Below are 13,482 nucleotides of genomic sequence, written 5' to 3' on the forward strand. Positions count from 1 at the left end.
CGTTCACCCCTGCCCGCGCCCTGGTGCGCCATCCCCCGGCACCAAGGTCAGCAGCGACGCCTCGGGCGGGCAGCAGAAGCGGACCGGCGCGTACGGTGACGTGCCCAGCCCGGCCGACACGTGCAGCCAGGACTCCCCGTTGCGGTGCAGGCCCTTGACCCGTGAGCGTTCGATGCCGCAGTTCGTCACCAGGGCGCCGTAGAGGGGCACGCACAGCTGACCGCCGTGCGTGTGCCCGGCCAGCAGGAGCCGGTAGCCGTCCGCCGTGAAGCGGTCCAAATTGCGCGGCTCCGGTGAGTGCAGCACTCCGATGCTCAGCATGTCCGGTGACACCGCGCCGGCGATCTGGTCGTAGCGGTCCTTGCCGATGTGGGAGTCGGCGACACCGCCGACCTGCACCTCCGTCGAGCCCACCTTCAGGCTGCCGACGTGGTTGTTCAGGTCCAGCCAGCCGGCGGCGGTCAGGGCCGCGCCCAGCTCCTCGTACGGTAGGTCGGGCACCGTACGGACGTTGTAGTCCTTGCGGCTCGTACGCCAGAGGTAGCGCGCCGGGTTCTTCGGCACCGGGGAGAACATGTCGTTCGAGCCGTACACGAACACGCCGGGGCGGTCGAGCAGCGGGCCCAGCAGCTCCAGGAACGGGCCGATCGCGTCAGGATGAGAGATCGAGTCGCCGGTGTTGACCACGAGGTCGGGCTCGAGGGAGTCGAGGGCGGCGACCCACTTGATCAGGCGGCGGCGGCCCGGTGTCAGGTGGGTGTCGGAGATGTGCAGGATCTTCAGAGGCCGCTGGCCCGGAGCGAGGACGGGTACGTCATAGCGGCGCAGGCGGAACCAGTTGCGTTCGACGACGGACGCGTAGCCGATTCCGGCGACGCCGGCGCCGAGTACTCCCAGGGGGACGGCGTATCTCTTGTGCACCCATCCATCGTGCCAGACCCGAAGACCGGTTTATTGGAAAGCACCACAGCGCCAGGAAGGGCAAGATTAATGACCATGTTGAAGGAGAAGCTGCGGACCGACCTGTCGGTCGCGATGAAGGCGCGTGACGAGGTTCGCACCCGTACGCTCCGTATGGCCTTGACGGCGCTCACGAATGAAGAGGTCTCGGGCAAGCAGGCGCGTGAGCTGTCCGACGACGAAGTCGTCAAGGTGTTGCAGCGTGAGGCCAAGAAGCGCCGCGAGGCGGCGGAGGCGTTCGCCGGCGCCGGCCGTACGGAGCAGGCCGAGGCGGAGCGGGCCGAGGGTGTGGTGCTCGACGAGTACCTCCCGACGCAGCTCGGTGACGCCGAGCTGACCGAGCTCGTCGCCGCCGCCATCGCCGAGACCGGAGCCGAGGGGCCACGGGCGATGGGGCAGGTCATGAGGGTCGTGACGCCCAAGGTCGCGGGCCGCGCCGACGGACGCCGGGTCTCCGGAGAGGTCAAGCGCCAGCTCGCGGGCTGAAAACCGAAGACGCCCTTGTACGCCGCGGCGTACGAGGGCGTCCCGTTCAGTAGTTCTAGTTGAACGGCCAGATGCCCCCGCGCCTTCGCCTGCGCGGCTTGGAGGCCGGGCCGTTGCCGTTGCTCACGAAGATGACGACCGAGGTGTCCTTGTCGGCCTTCACCCCCGAGCTCGGCGAGGTGTAGGCCACGGTGCCCTTGCGCTGGCTGGAGTCGATCGCGCGCGGCGAGACCTGCACCGAGAAGCCGGCGTTCTGGATCTGGCGGGTCGCGTCGGTCACCGACAGACCCCGGACGTTGGGTACGCGTGCCTGGTCCAGGTTGCCGAAGTCGTCGACCGGTGTGTGGAACGAAGATGGCTTCGTGTCCTGCAGCGCCGACCGCATCGAGGCCTGCCAGATGGCGCCGACGTTCGCGCCGTAGATGCCCGGGCTCGGGTTGCCGAAGGGCGCCGCCGGGTCGCCGTACCAGACGGCGGCCGAGAGGTCGGGGGTGTAGCCGGCGAACAGCGCGCACGAGTGGGCCTCGCAGGTGCCGGTCTTGCCCGCCGCCGGCCGCCCGATACCCCTGCCGCGGCCCGTGCCGCTCGTAAGCACGCCCTGCAGGATGCGGGTGACCTCGTCGGCCACGCTCGAGTCGACCGACTTGCCGCACTTGGCCTGGGGAACCTTGATCTTCTTGCCGTCGGCGTCGGTGACGTCGTTGATGGCCACCGGGGTGCAGTACTGGCCGCGGGCGGCGAAGCCGGCGTACGCGGCGGCGAGGTGGGTGACGTCGATGTTGTTGGTGCCGAGCACCTGGGAGGGCACCTGCTGGAGCGCCTGGCCGTTGGCCTGCTTCATGCCGAAGGCGGTGGCCATCTTCGAGGCCTCGCACAGCCCGACCCGTTGTTCCAGGTAGGCGTAGAACGTGTTGATCGAACCCCACGTGCCGGTGTCGAGGTTGGCCGACTTGCGCTTGGAGGTCTCGGCGTTGCTCAGCGTCCAGGGCTCGAAGTGGTTGCCCTTGCAGTCGGTGAACCCGCTGACCGTCGTGCTGTTCGGCGCCGGCAGGGTGGTGCCGACGCTGTAGCCCTTGTTGAGCGCGGCGGCGAGCGTGAAGATCTTGAAGGTCGACCCGGCGGAGTAGCCGCCGTTGCCGCCGTGGGCGTAGTCCGCGGCGAGGTTCAGGGTCGTCTGGCCCTTCCCCTTGTGATCGCCATAGTCCTTACTGACCACCATCGCCTTGATCTCGCCCGTGCCGGGCTTGACCATCGCCTCCGTGGCCGTCTTGCTCCGGCTGGGCCGCAGGTCGAGTGCGCGCTGCGCCGCCTTCTGGTCCTTCATGTCGAGCGTCGTACGGATCGTGAGGCCGCCGCGGTAGAGCAGGCGCTCGCGGTCGGCCGAGGTCTTGCCGAAGGCGGAGTTGCCGAGGATCTCGTCCTTGACGTACTCACAGAAGAAAGGAGCCTTGCTGTCCGCGCAGTCGGTCTTGGGCTTCTTGATGTGCAGCTTGATCGGCTCGGCGGCCGCGGCGTCGGCCTGCTGCTTGGTGATGATCTTCAGGTCCGCCATGCGGTTGAGCACGATGGTGCGCCGGTCCGTGGCGCCCCTCGGGTTGAGCTCGGGGTCGAAGGCGTACGGGCTGTTGGTGACGCCCGCGAGCAGCGCGGCCTCGGAGAGGGTGAGCTCGGAGGCGTTCTTGCTGAAGTAGTACTGCGAGGCCGCCTGGACGCCGTACGCGCCGGAGCCGAAGTAGGCGATGTTGAGGTAGCCCTCGAGGATCTGGTCCTTGGTCAGGCGTTTCTCGACGTTGACGGCGTACCGCAGCTCACGGAGCTTGCGCCCGAAGTTGGGCGCTTTCGCCGCCTCCGCGTCCTTGTCGGTCTTGGCGTTCTCCACCAGGAGGTTCTTCACGTACTGCTGGGTGAGCGTCGAGCCGCCCTGCTTGATGCCGCCGTCCTGCGCGTTGGTGACGAGCGCGCGGAAGGAGCCCTTCGCGTCGAGGGGGCCGTGCTGGAAGAACCGCGCGTCCTCGATCGCGACGATGGCCTTCTGCATGATCGGTGCGACCTGGCCGAGGCTCACCGACTCGCGGTTGTGGAAGTAGAACTGCGCGATGACCTGGCCGTCCGCGGAGTACACCGTCGTACGCTCGGGTGGCGGCTTGAGGCTGAAGTCGTCCGGCATGCTCTGGAAACTGTCGGAGGCGTCCCGCGCCGCCATGCCCACACTGCCCACGCCCGGCAGGGCGAGGAGACCGACCAGAACCCCGGCGAAGGCAGCAGCCCCGAGAAGTCGCAGCAGCTTGACGATCACGCGTTCCTGATCTTCCCTCGCACCCATCACGCGACATAGGTTACGCGGGACGAGAGGTGCATTTGGCGCACCTCCCCCCAGACGGATGACTAGTTCGTTGCCGTCGGATGGCCCGGAGGGGCTATTTCGAGAATGGACCCATCGGGGGCTGTTGAATCCACCCGCTGTTCCGTAAGTTCTTCCCCACGGCTTTCGTATGGCGGCCTGACGTCCGCGCCCGTCCGGCCGGGGCTTCGCAACGACATCCGACCAAGGGGAGTGGGGCCAAGATGTGGATCACAGACTGGACCGCCCGCGCCGCCTGCCGTAACGCGGATCCCGACGCGTTGTTCGTGCAGGGCGCCGCTCAAAACCGGGCGAAGCTGATCTGCCGTGGCTGCCCTGTGCGCACCGAGTGTCTCGCAGACGCTCTGGACAACCGGATCGAATTCGGTGTCTGGGGCGGCATGACCGAGCGCGAGCGTCGGGCACTGTTGCGGCGACGTCCTGACGTGACGTCATGGCGTGAGCTGCTCGAGACCGCCAAAGAGCAGTACGAGAAGACCCAGGACCCAGAAGAAGAGCTCGTCGCGAGCTGAGCGCCGCCGGCCTGACCGCCGACGCGTGCGGTCAGGCCGCGGGCTCGCCGGCTTCGCCCGCGAGGTCTCCCGCGATGTTCCGCAGGCCCTCCAGGTCGTGCACGTCCTCGGCCATCGCGCCGACCGTCGCGACCGGCACCCTCGGGTGCGATGAGGTGAAGCTCTCCCGCAGCCGCGTCTCCCGCGCGGTGACGTGCATCCGCTCGGCGTGCAGCCGCAGCAGTGCCGTGGTGAGCTGGTGGTTGCCGCGCGACTCGAGCGTCTCCGCCGCCGCCTCGCTGCGTACCGCCGACAGGTGGGACGCGTCCGAGCGGTGCACCCGGTTGACGACCAGGCCGGCCAGCGGCATGTGCTCTTCGGCGAGACGCTCCACGAAGTAGGACGCCTCGCGCAGTGCGTCGCGCTCGGGCGCGGCCACGACCAAGAAGGCCGTGCCGGGAGCCTGCAGCAGTTTGTACGTCTGGTCGGCGCGCTCGCGGAAGCCGCCGAACATCGTGTCGAAGGCCAGCACGAACGTCTGCATGTCCTTGATGAGCTGACCGCCGAGGACCTTCGTGATGACGCTGGTGAACATCCCGAACCCGGCGGTCACGACCTTCATCCCGAACCGCCCGCCGGCCTTGGCCGGGGCCATGAGCACCTTGATGAGCCGCCCGTCGAGGAAGCGGCCCATGCGCTCGGGGGCGTCGAGGAAGTCCAGTGCCGAGCGCGACGGCGGGGTGTCCACGATGATGAGGTCCCACGCGCCGGAGCGGTGCAACTGGCCGAGCTTCTCCATCGCCATGTACTCCTGAGTGCCCGAAAGGCTGGAGGACAGCGACTGGTAGAAGGGGTTGGCCAGGATCTGCTGGGCCCGGTCGGCGTCGGAGTGCGCCTCGACGATCTCGTCGAAGGTGCGCTTCATGTCGAGCATCATCGCGTGCAGCTCACCCTCGGCGCCCTCGACCGGGCGCGGGGTGTTGTCCAGCTCGGTCAGCCCGAGCGCCTGCGCCAGCCGGCGGGCCGGGTCGACGGTGAGCACGACGACGTCACGGCCGCGCTCGGCCGCGCGTACGCCGACGGCGGCGGCGGTCGTGGTCTTGCCCACGCCGCCGGACCCGCAGCACACGATGATCTTCGTGTCCGGGTCGTCGATCAGCGTGTCGATGTCGAACGCCGGTGGGGTCTTCACGCCGCGCCCTGCTTTCTGAGCTCGTCGGCGAACTCATGGAGCCCGGCCAGGTCCATGCCGTCGCTGAGCAGCGGCAGCTCGTACTGCGGGACGTCGGCGTCGGCCAGCCGGGCCAGCTCGCGCTCTTGCAGCATCGCCCGGCGCGCGTGGTCGCCCGCCTCGTCGGCGAGGGCCTGCGCGATCTCCGCGGCGTTGTCCTCCAGGCCGGCCGCCTTCACGCCCATCCGGATCGCCTCGACGTCGAGCTCGCCGGACAGGGCCGCGTCCAGGTCGGCGTCCAGCAGGATCGGCGGGCGCACCATGTTGACCATCAGGCCGCCGACCGGAAGGCCGAGGTCCCGCAGGTCGGAGATGCCGTCGACGGTCTCCTGGACCGGCATCTCCTCCAGCAGCGTGACGAAGTGGACGGCGGTCTCCGGGCTGCGGATGACCTTCATCACCGTGTCGGCGTGGTGGCGGATGGGGCCCATCTTGGCGAGCCCGGCGACCTCGGCGTTGACGTTGAGGAAGCGGCTGATGCGGCCGGTCGGCGGGGCGTCCATCACGACGGCGTCGTAGATGAAGTGGCCCTTTTTGTCCTTGCGGCGTACGGCCTCGCTGGCCTTTCCGGTGAGCAGCACGTCACGCAGGCCGGGGGCGATCGTGGTCGCGAAGTCGATGAGGCCGAGCTTGGTGAGCGCCTTTCCCGCACGACGGAGGTTGTAGAACATCTCCAGGTATTCGAGCATCGCCTCTTCGGGATCGACCGCCAGGGCGTACACATCGCCGCCCTCGGGGGCCACCGCGACCTTGCGTTCCTCGTACGGCAGTGGCGGGCAGTCGAAGAGCTGGGCGATGCCCTGCCGCCCCTCGACCTCGATGAGCAGGACCTTTCGGCCGCCGGCGGCCAAGGCCAGCGCGAGTGATGCGGCCACGGTCGTTTTTCCCGTGCCGCCCTTGCCGGTGACCACGTGCAGGCGCACGCCGTCCCAATCGGTGTCTCTCGCCCTCACTCTTGCGAGGCTATCGTCCGGCTCGGCGGCCCTTCCCGGCGAGTGCAAGTGACGTCTGACACGCCTGCCCCGCGGAGGACTACTGTCGGACATGGAGGGAATCGGCCGGCAGAAAGGTGAGTCCTGTGGCTGAAGCGGCGTTCATTCTCCTGGCAATCATCGCGTTCCTGGTTTTTCTGGTCGTTGTCGCGTCGGTAAAAGTCGTGCAACAGGTGGAACGAGGCGTGGTGTTCCGGCTCGGTCAGGTGCAGCCGCAGTTCCGCGCGGCAGGTCTGACCTTGATCTTTCCGGTGATCGACAGGATGACCAAGGTCAACATGCAGACCGTCGCCATGGGCGTACCCGCCCAGGACGGCATCACGCAGGACAACGTGAGTGTCCGGGTCGACGCGGTCGTCTACTTCCGGGTCATCGACCCGGTGAAGGCGATCGTCAACGTGCAGAACTACAACTGGGCCATCTCCCAGGTGGCGCAGACGTCCCTGCGATCGGTGATCGGCCAGTCCGACATGCAGCAGCTGCTGTCGGATCGCGAGACGATCAACATCGAACTCCAGCGGATCATGGACCAGGCGACCGAGGCGCCCTGGGGCGTCAAAGTCCAGCGCGTCGAGATCAAGGACGTCTCGCTGCCCGAGGGCATGAAGCGGTCCATGGCGCGGCAGGCCGAGGCCGAGCGGGAGCGGCGGGCGCGCATCATCACCGCCGACGGTGAGTTCCAGGCGTCCAAGCGCCTGGCAGCCGCCGCCGAGGTCATGGCCCAGGACCCCGCGTCGCTGCAGCTTCGTCTGCTGCAGACCGTGGTCGAGGTCGCGGCCGAGAAGAACAGCACCCTTGTGATGCCCTTCCCGGTGGAGCTCCTGAGGTTCTTCGACCGGGCCGCGGGCGGCGACCGGACGTCGCGTGAGGGCAACCCGCGTACCGACCTCGCCGAGCGGCTCGCCAAGGCAGAGGAGGAACTGGCCAAGGCCGACGAGCCGACCTCGATCGCCTCCGCCGACGAGGTGCCGCCCGTGCCCGGCCTGGACCCCGGTCCGGGCGTCCCGACCGAGGAGCGGCCGAACGGCGCGCGGCGGGATGAGAGTGACGCCTGATCGCTAGGGTTTCCTCCATGACTAAGTGGGAGTACGCCACCGTTCCGCTGCTGGTCCACGCGACAAAGCAGATTCTCGACAATTGGGGTGACGACGGGTGGGAGCTCGTCACCGTCATCCCCGGCCCCAACCCGGAGAACCTCGTCGCCTACCTGAAGAGGGAAAAGGCATGAGCACTCCTGAGGAGCGGCTGGCGGAGCTCGGCCTCGAGATCCCCGAGGTCGCGGCCCCGCTGGCCTCGTACGTCCCGGCCGCACGTTCCGGCGCGTACGTCTACACCTCGGGGCAGCTGCCGATCGTCAAGGGCGAGCTGGTCGCGACCGGCAAGGTGGGTGCCGAGATCGAGCCGGAGCGCGCCGCCGAGCTGGCCCGCACCTGTGCGCTCAACGCGATCGCCGCCGTACGCGCCGAGGTCGGGGAGCTGTCCCGCGTACGGCGCATCGTCAAGGTCGTCGGCTTCGTGGCCAGCGCACCGGACTTCTACGGCCAGCCGCAGGTGATCAACGGGGCGAGCGACCTGCTCGGCGAGGTCTTCGGCGACGCGGGCACGCACGCACGCAGCGCAGTCGGGGTCGCCGTGCTGCCCCGTGACGCGCCGGTCGAGGTAGAGCTCATCGCCGAAGTCGAATAGCTTTCGGTCGGACACCCCCGCTCCGGCGGGGACCGACCCGAAGCGAGGAGGCGCCTTGGCGGACGCACCTGGCCTCCGGCTGCCCGACCGGCTGGCCGAACGCGCACGAGACATCAGCGAGGGAAAGGTGGAGGCGGCCGCGCCACGCGACGCCTCCACCGTGATCCTTCTTCGCGACTCATCCAACGGCCTGCTGGTCTACCTCCTCCGTCGCGTCTCCTCGATGAAGTTCGCGCCGGGGGCGTACGTCTTTCCCGGCGGTTCGGTCGATCCGCGCGACGGCGACCTCGCGGTCGGGTGGTCCGGCCCGTCCGCGGCCGAGTGGGGCGGCGCCTTCGGGGCCGGCGAGACGCTCGCCCGCGAACTCGTGTGCGCCGCCGTACGCGAGACGTTCGAGGAGTCCGGCGTGCTGCTCGCCGGGCCGGCCCCGGACGCGATCGTGCCGGACACCAGCGGCGACGACTGGGAGGCCGACCGGCAGGCGCTCCTGGACCGCTCCCAGTCCCTCGCCGAGCTCCTGGCCCGGCGCGGCCTGGTGCTGCGCGGCGACCTGCTGCGCCCATGGGCGCACTGGATCACGCCGGAGATCGAGGAGCGCCGCTACGACACGAGGTTCTTCGTCGCCGCGCTCCCGGACGGCCAGCGCACCCGCGACGTCAGCACCGAGTCCGACCGGGTGACGTGGGTACGGCCCCGCGACGCGGTGTCGGCGGCGCGGGGCGGCGACATGCCGATGCTCCCGCCGACCCTGGTGACGCTGACCGAGCTGTCCGCGTACGACTCGGTCGCGGAGGTCCTGGCCGCGGTGCGCAGCGTACGGCCTCGTCTGCCACAGGCACGCGTCACCGGCGACGGCGTCTTCCTCATCCTGCCGGAGGACGTGTCATGAAGATCGACGGGATGGGCACGGACCGGGCGTCGTGCCTGCTGGCCCCGAACCCCACGCCGATGACCCTCGACGGCACCAACACGTGGATCCTGCGCGAACCGGGCGCGGAGCGGTCGGTCGTCGTCGACCCGGGCCCCGACCACGAGGAACACCTGAACCGGGTCGCCTCGACCGCCGGACAGGTCGCGCTCGTCCTGCTCACCCACGGCCATCCGGACCACGCGGAGGGCGCGCGGAGGTTCGCCGAGCTGGCGGGCTCGGTCCCCGTACGCGCGCTGGACCCCGTCCACCGCCTCGGCGAGGAGGGCCTGGCCGAGGGCGACGTGGTGGAGCTGGACGGCCTGGAGGTGCGGGTCATGGAGACGCCGGGCCACACGCCGGACTCCCTGAGCTTCTGGCTGCCGGCCGACGAGGCGGTGCTCACCGGCGACACGGTCCTCGGCCGCGGAACGACGATCGTGCAGCGGCTCGGCGACTACCTGACCTCGCTGGACCGGCTACGCGCGATGGCCGAGGGTACCCGGGTGATCCTGCCCGGCCACGGCTACAAGCTCGACGACCCGGTGGGCGCGCTCGACTTCTACATCGATCACCGGCGCGAACGCCTCCAGCAGGTGGAGGACGCCCTGGCCGCCGGCGACCGTACGGCACGCGAGGTGGTCGAACGGGTGTACGCCGACGTCGACCGCGCCCTGTGGCCGGTCGCCGAGGCCTCTGTACGCGCCCAGCTCGACTATCTGGCCGAGCGCGGGGTCTCCTAGCGGGAGCGCTTGCGGAGGCGTTCGATGTCGAGGACCTGGACGGCGCGGGCCTCGATGCGGAGCCAGCCGCGCTGGGCGAAGTCGGCCAAGGCCTTGTTGACCGTCTCGCGGGAGGCGCCGACGAGCTGGGCGAGCTCCTCCTGCGTCAGGTCGTGGTGGACGTGCAGGCCGGTCTCGGTGGGCTGGCCGAAGCGCTCGGCCAGGTCGAGCAGGGCCTTGGCGACGCGGCCCGGCACGTCGGTGAAGACGAGGTCGGCCATGATCTCGTTGGTGCGCCGCAGCCGCTGGGCGAGGGCCCGCAGCAGGTGGATGCCGATCTCGGGGTGGCCCTTGAGGAACGGCCACAGGTCGGTGTGGCCGAGCGCGGCCAGCCGTCCCTCGGTCACCGCGATGGCGCTGGCCGTACGGGGACGGGGGTCGAACAGCGACAGCTCGCCGAACATCTCACTCGGCCCCAGCACGCTGAGGAGGTTCTCCCGGCCGTCAGGGGCCGTACGGGTAAGCTTGATCTTGCCTTCGAGGATGACGTAGAGGCGGTCGCCCTCCTGGTCTTCGGAGAACAGCGTCTGACCACGTGACAGCTGGACTTCTGTGACGGTGGCACGCAGCGCTCTGGCCCCCTCTTCGTCGAGCGCCTCGAAGAGTGGTGCGCGGCCGAGAACCTCGACGTCGCGGTCGTTCACGTTTCCTCCTCGGTAACCATCGAGCATAAGTGTGACGCACGTCGCAGTGTGAAGGTGAGGCGGCCCCCCTTTTTTTCTCCTACGCCCTGCGACGTGGACCAGCGTCCCATCTCGTCCCGTTAAGTCCGGACTCGGCCCACCTGCAGAGTCGTGCCGCCGGAGGCGGGCCTGGACTCCGCGGCGTCCGTACGCCTCGTGCGGACCCGCACACGCGCCGGACGAGCGCGGCCGACCGGGCATCGGTCCCGCCCCGACGCTCTACTCTGGCAGGCATGGCGACGGAAGTGACCCCGCGAGCGCGGGCTCGCAAGTGGCAGGCGGAGACGCGGCTGGGGCTGGTACGCCGGGCGCGGAAGATCAACCGGATCCTGGCCGAGACCTATCCCGACGCGCACTGCGAGCTGGACTTCGAGAGCCCCTTCCAGCTCCTGGTCGCCACGGTCCTTTCGGCGCAGACCACCGACAAGCGGGTCAACCTCACGACGCCGGCGCTGTTCGCCAAGTACCCCTCGGCCGACGACCTGGCCGCCGCCAACCCCGAGCACGTCGAGGAGATCCTGCGGCCCACCGGCTTCTTCCGCGCCAAGACCAAGTCCGTGATGGGGCTGTCCGCGGCGATCCGCGACGACTTCGGCGGCGAGGTCCCCCGGACCCTGGAGGAGATGGTCAAGCTCCCCGGGGTCGGCCGCAAGACCGCGAACGTCGTGCTCGGCAACGCCTTCGACGTGCCGGGCCTGACCGTCGACACGCACTTCTCCCGGCTGGTCAAACGCTTCCGCTGGACCGCCGAGACCGACCCGGTCAAGATCGAGTACGCCATCGGCGAGCTGATCCCCCGCAAGGACTGGACGATCCTGTCGCACCGGCTGATCTGGCACGGCCGCCGGATGTGCCACGCGCGGCGGCCGGCCTGCGGCGTCTGCCCGCTCGCCCCGCTCTGCCCCTCCTTCGGCGAGGGCCCGACCGACGAGAAGACGGCGAGCAAGCTGGTACGGCCGGGTCCGTTCTCGTGACGGAGTATCCCGACTGGTTGCGCGAGTTCGTGGCGGCGGCACCTGCGACCGAGGTGCCCGATCACTTCCGCCCGCCCGGCAACGGCGCGCGCGCCGCGGCCGTGCTCATCTTGTTCGGAGAGGGTCCCGAGGGGCCTGACCTGCTGCTTCTGCAGCGCGCCGACACCATGCGCAAGCATGCCGGGCAGCCGGCCTTCCCCGGCGGCGGCATCGACCCGGGCGACGGCGGGCCGGTCGGCGCCGCGCTGCGCGAGGCGGCCGAGGAGACCGGCCTGGACCCCGCAGGCGTCACGGTCCTGACCACGATGCCGGAGCTGTACGTCTCCCACAGCGGCTACCGCGTGACGCCGGTGATCGGCTGGTGGCACGAGCCGTCCGCGGTCGCGGCGGGCGACCCGCAGGAGGTCGCCTCGGTCGCGCGGGTGCCGATCGCCGAGCTGACCGACCCGGCCAACCGGCTCCAGGTCCGCAGTCCGTCCGGCTGGGTCGGGCCCGCCTTCCGCGTACGGAACATGCTCGTCTGGGGGTTCACCGCCGGTGTGGTGCACCGTCTGCTGCAGGTCGCGGGATGGGCGCGCCCGTGGGACGAAAGCCGCATAGAGGACCTTCCGCCCGAGGCGATCGATCTCGCCACGCGGGAGTAGTTCTGCGTTCGTACGTAACAGGTGCCGATCTGGTCCACCGAGGCGACGTGCGAACCCACCTTTCCCCTATACGGTGAACCAGTGCTGGGCGATCACCTCCTCGACCTGATTCTTCTGGCGCTCGTCGTGCTCTTCGCGATCTCGGGGTACCGGCAGGGCTTCATCGTCGGTTCGCTGAGCTTCGTGGGCTTCGTCGGCGGCGTCATTGTCGGCATGCTCATCGCGCCGCCGATCGTCAAGGCGGTCGTGGGCGGCCCGGCCCAGCAGGCGCTGCTCGCCATCGTCATCCCGTTCCTGACCGCGACGCTCGGCCAGCTCCTGGCCTCCTCCATCGGCTCGGCCCTGCGCAGCCGCGTGACCTGGGACTCCGCCCGCAGCGTCGACGCGGTCGGTGGCGCGTGCGTCAGCGGTGTCGCGCTCCTCGTGGTGGCGTGGCTGATCGGCAGCGCCCTGGTCACCTCGCCCTTCGTGTGGCTGCGGACGCAGGTCAAGGACTCCACGGTCCTGCACGGCGTGAACACCTTCATGCCCGACCAGGCCAACACCTGGTTCTCCTCGTTCCGCGGCTTCGTGTCCAAGACCGGCTTCCCGCAGGTCTTCGGCGGCCTCGGCGGTGAGTCCATCGTCGACGTGCCCCCGCCCGACACCAAGATCCTCAACACGCCGGAGCTGCGCCAGGCGCGGCGCAGCATCGTGAAGATCATCGGTACCGCCCAGAGCTGCCAGCGCAAGATCGAGGGCACCGGCTTCGTGTACGCCCCGGGCCGCGTGATGACCAACGCGCACGTCGTGGCCGGCGTCGACACCAGCCCGAAGGTCTTCACCATGGGCAACGGCACGTTCAGCGGCCGGGTCGTGCTCTACGACTACAAGCGCGACGTGGCCATCCTCGACGTCCCCGGCCTGACGCTGCCGTCGCTGAAGTTCGACGGCACCGCGCAGACGCGCGACGACGCGGTCGTGGCCGGCTTCCCCAAGAACCACCCGTTCACCACCCGCCCGGCCCGCATCCGCGCGAAGCAGAAGGCCCGCGGCCCGGACATCTACCACTCCGGCCAGGTCACCCGCGAGATCTATGCCATCCGCGCGCTGGTCGAACAGGGCAACTCCGGCGGCCCGCTGCTGGCCACGAACGGCAAGGTCTACGGCGTGGTCTTCGCCGCCGCGCTGGACAACAAGGACACCGGCTACGTCCTCACCGCGGCGGAGGTCGCCTCCGACGCCCAACTGGGCGTCAACGCCGTCAACGAGGTCTCCACCCAGTCCTGCTCCGACTAGAGAGGA

General features: G+C 69.6%; 15 protein-coding genes. 10 read left to right on the plus strand and 5 right to left on the minus strand.

Annotated features, from left to right (window positions below):
• Positions 1-3: 3 nt before the first annotated feature.
• A complete protein-coding gene (locus tag QWU11_RS18170; RefSeq protein WP_290112297.1) occupies positions 4-921 on the minus strand; it encodes a metallophosphoesterase in 918 nt (305 codons plus the stop codon).
• A 69-nt stretch (positions 922-990) separates the two neighbouring features.
• Between QWU11_RS18170 and QWU11_RS18175 the strand changes: the two genes are divergently transcribed.
• Positions 991-1,446, plus strand: a complete 456-nt coding sequence (locus tag QWU11_RS18175; protein WP_290112328.1) for a GatB/YqeY domain-containing protein — start codon at positions 991-993, stop codon at positions 1,444-1,446.
• Positions 1,447-1,501: 55 nt separating this feature from the next.
• Here QWU11_RS18175 and QWU11_RS18180 read toward each other — a convergent pair whose 3' ends face one another.
• Positions 1,502-3,769, minus strand: coding sequence for a transglycosylase domain-containing protein (locus QWU11_RS18180; protein ID WP_290114254.1), 2,268 nt, complete (start codon positions 3,767-3,769; stop codon positions 1,502-1,504).
• A gap of 242 nt (positions 3,770-4,011) precedes the next feature.
• On the opposite strand from QWU11_RS18180, the gene QWU11_RS18185 reads away from it, so the two are divergent.
• Positions 4,012-4,320 carry a WhiB family transcriptional regulator gene (locus tag QWU11_RS18185; RefSeq protein ID WP_290112336.1) on the plus strand — a complete coding sequence of 103 codons (309 nt, stop codon included), beginning with the start codon at positions 4,012-4,014 and terminating at the stop codon, positions 4,318-4,320.
• Positions 4,321-4,351: 31 nt separating this feature from the next.
• Here QWU11_RS18185 and QWU11_RS18190 read toward each other — a convergent pair whose 3' ends face one another.
• Together QWU11_RS18190 and QWU11_RS18195 are read right to left on the minus strand one after the other, a co-directional pair.
• Positions 4,352-5,491 carry an ArsA family ATPase gene (locus QWU11_RS18190; RefSeq protein ID WP_290112344.1) on the minus strand — a complete coding sequence of 380 codons (1,140 nt, stop codon included), beginning with the start codon at positions 5,489-5,491 and terminating at the stop codon, positions 4,352-4,354.
• On the minus strand, positions 5,488-6,483 hold the full coding sequence (locus tag QWU11_RS18195; protein WP_290112346.1) for an ArsA-related P-loop ATPase: 996 nt from the start codon (positions 6,481-6,483) through the stop codon (positions 5,488-5,490). The genes QWU11_RS18190 and QWU11_RS18195 overlap by 4 nt, the downstream gene beginning before the upstream one ends.
• Before the next feature lie 203 nt (positions 6,484-6,686).
• Between QWU11_RS18195 and QWU11_RS18200 the strand changes: the two genes are divergently transcribed.
• Genes QWU11_RS18200 through QWU11_RS18220 form a run of 5 tightly spaced genes read left to right on the plus strand, consistent with a single transcriptional unit; the run spans position 6,687 to position 9,858 of the window.
• Positions 6,687-7,577 carry a slipin family protein gene (locus tag QWU11_RS18200; RefSeq protein ID WP_290112353.1) on the plus strand — a complete coding sequence of 297 codons (891 nt, stop codon included), beginning with the start codon at positions 6,687-6,689 and terminating at the stop codon, positions 7,575-7,577.
• A gap of 17 nt (positions 7,578-7,594) precedes the next feature.
• Positions 7,595-7,750, plus strand: a complete 156-nt coding sequence (locus tag QWU11_RS18205) for a hypothetical protein (protein WP_290112355.1) — start codon at positions 7,595-7,597, stop codon at positions 7,748-7,750.
• Positions 7,747-8,208, plus strand: coding sequence for a RidA family protein (locus QWU11_RS18210; RefSeq protein WP_290112365.1), 462 nt, complete (start codon positions 7,747-7,749; stop codon positions 8,206-8,208). The genes QWU11_RS18205 and QWU11_RS18210 overlap by 4 nt, the downstream gene beginning before the upstream one ends.
• A gap of 55 nt (positions 8,209-8,263) precedes the next feature.
• On the plus strand, positions 8,264-9,097 hold the full coding sequence (locus QWU11_RS18215) for an NUDIX domain-containing protein (RefSeq protein ID WP_290112367.1): 834 nt from the start codon (positions 8,264-8,266) through the stop codon (positions 9,095-9,097).
• Positions 9,094-9,858: an MBL fold metallo-hydrolase gene (locus QWU11_RS18220; RefSeq protein ID WP_290112374.1), complete on the plus strand. Its 765-nt coding sequence runs from the start codon at positions 9,094-9,096 to the stop codon at positions 9,856-9,858. The genes QWU11_RS18215 and QWU11_RS18220 overlap by 4 nt, the downstream gene beginning before the upstream one ends.
• Here the strand turns inward: QWU11_RS18220 and QWU11_RS18225 are convergent.
• Positions 9,855-10,541 (minus strand): Crp/Fnr family transcriptional regulator, encoded by a 687-nt coding sequence (locus QWU11_RS18225; RefSeq protein WP_290112384.1) that lies wholly within the window; start codon positions 10,539-10,541, stop codon positions 9,855-9,857. The genes QWU11_RS18220 and QWU11_RS18225 overlap by 4 nt on opposite strands.
• Positions 10,542-10,813: 272 nt before the next feature.
• On the opposite strand from QWU11_RS18225, the gene nth reads away from it, so the two are divergent.
• The 3 genes from nth (at position 10,814) to QWU11_RS18240 (ending at position 13,476) form a co-directional block, all read left to right on the plus strand.
• Complete coding sequence (gene nth, locus QWU11_RS18230; protein WP_290112388.1) at positions 10,814-11,554, plus strand: endonuclease III; 741 nt, start codon at positions 10,814-10,816, stop codon at positions 11,552-11,554.
• 17 nt (positions 11,555-11,571) lie between these two features.
• Complete coding sequence (locus QWU11_RS18235; protein ID WP_290114256.1) at positions 11,572-12,198, plus strand: CoA pyrophosphatase; 627 nt, start codon at positions 11,572-11,574, stop codon at positions 12,196-12,198.
• An 84-nt stretch (positions 12,199-12,282) separates the two neighbouring features.
• Positions 12,283-13,476: a MarP family serine protease gene (locus QWU11_RS18240; protein ID WP_290114262.1), complete on the plus strand. Its 1,194-nt coding sequence runs from the start codon at positions 12,283-12,285 to the stop codon at positions 13,474-13,476.
• Positions 13,477-13,482: the final 6 nt, after the last annotated feature.

The organism is Actinomadura sp. DC4 (assembly GCF_030406325.1).
Taxonomy (GTDB): Bacteria; Actinomycetota; Actinomycetes; order Streptosporangiales; family Streptosporangiaceae; genus Actinoallomurus.

Coding starts and splice junctions, on each gene's coding strand:
- QWU11_RS18175 (WP_290112328.1), top strand. CDS start 991: ATGACCATGTTGAAGGAGAAGCTGCGGACCGACCTGTCGGTCGCGATG.
- QWU11_RS18180 (WP_290114254.1), bottom strand. CDS start 3,769: ATGGGTGCGAGGGAAGATCAGGAACGCGTGATCGTCAAGCTGCTGCGA.
- QWU11_RS18185 (WP_290112336.1), top strand. CDS start 4,012: ATGTGGATCACAGACTGGACCGCCCGCGCCGCCTGCCGTAACGCGGAT.
- QWU11_RS18205 (WP_290112355.1), top strand. CDS start 7,595: ATGACTAAGTGGGAGTACGCCACCGTTCCGCTGCTGGTCCACGCGACA.
- QWU11_RS18210 (WP_290112365.1), top strand. CDS start 7,747: ATGAGCACTCCTGAGGAGCGGCTGGCGGAGCTCGGCCTCGAGATCCCC.
- QWU11_RS18220 (WP_290112374.1), top strand. CDS start 9,094: ATGAAGATCGACGGGATGGGCACGGACCGGGCGTCGTGCCTGCTGGCC.
- nth (WP_290112388.1), top strand. CDS start 10,814: ATGGCGACGGAAGTGACCCCGCGAGCGCGGGCTCGCAAGTGGCAGGCG.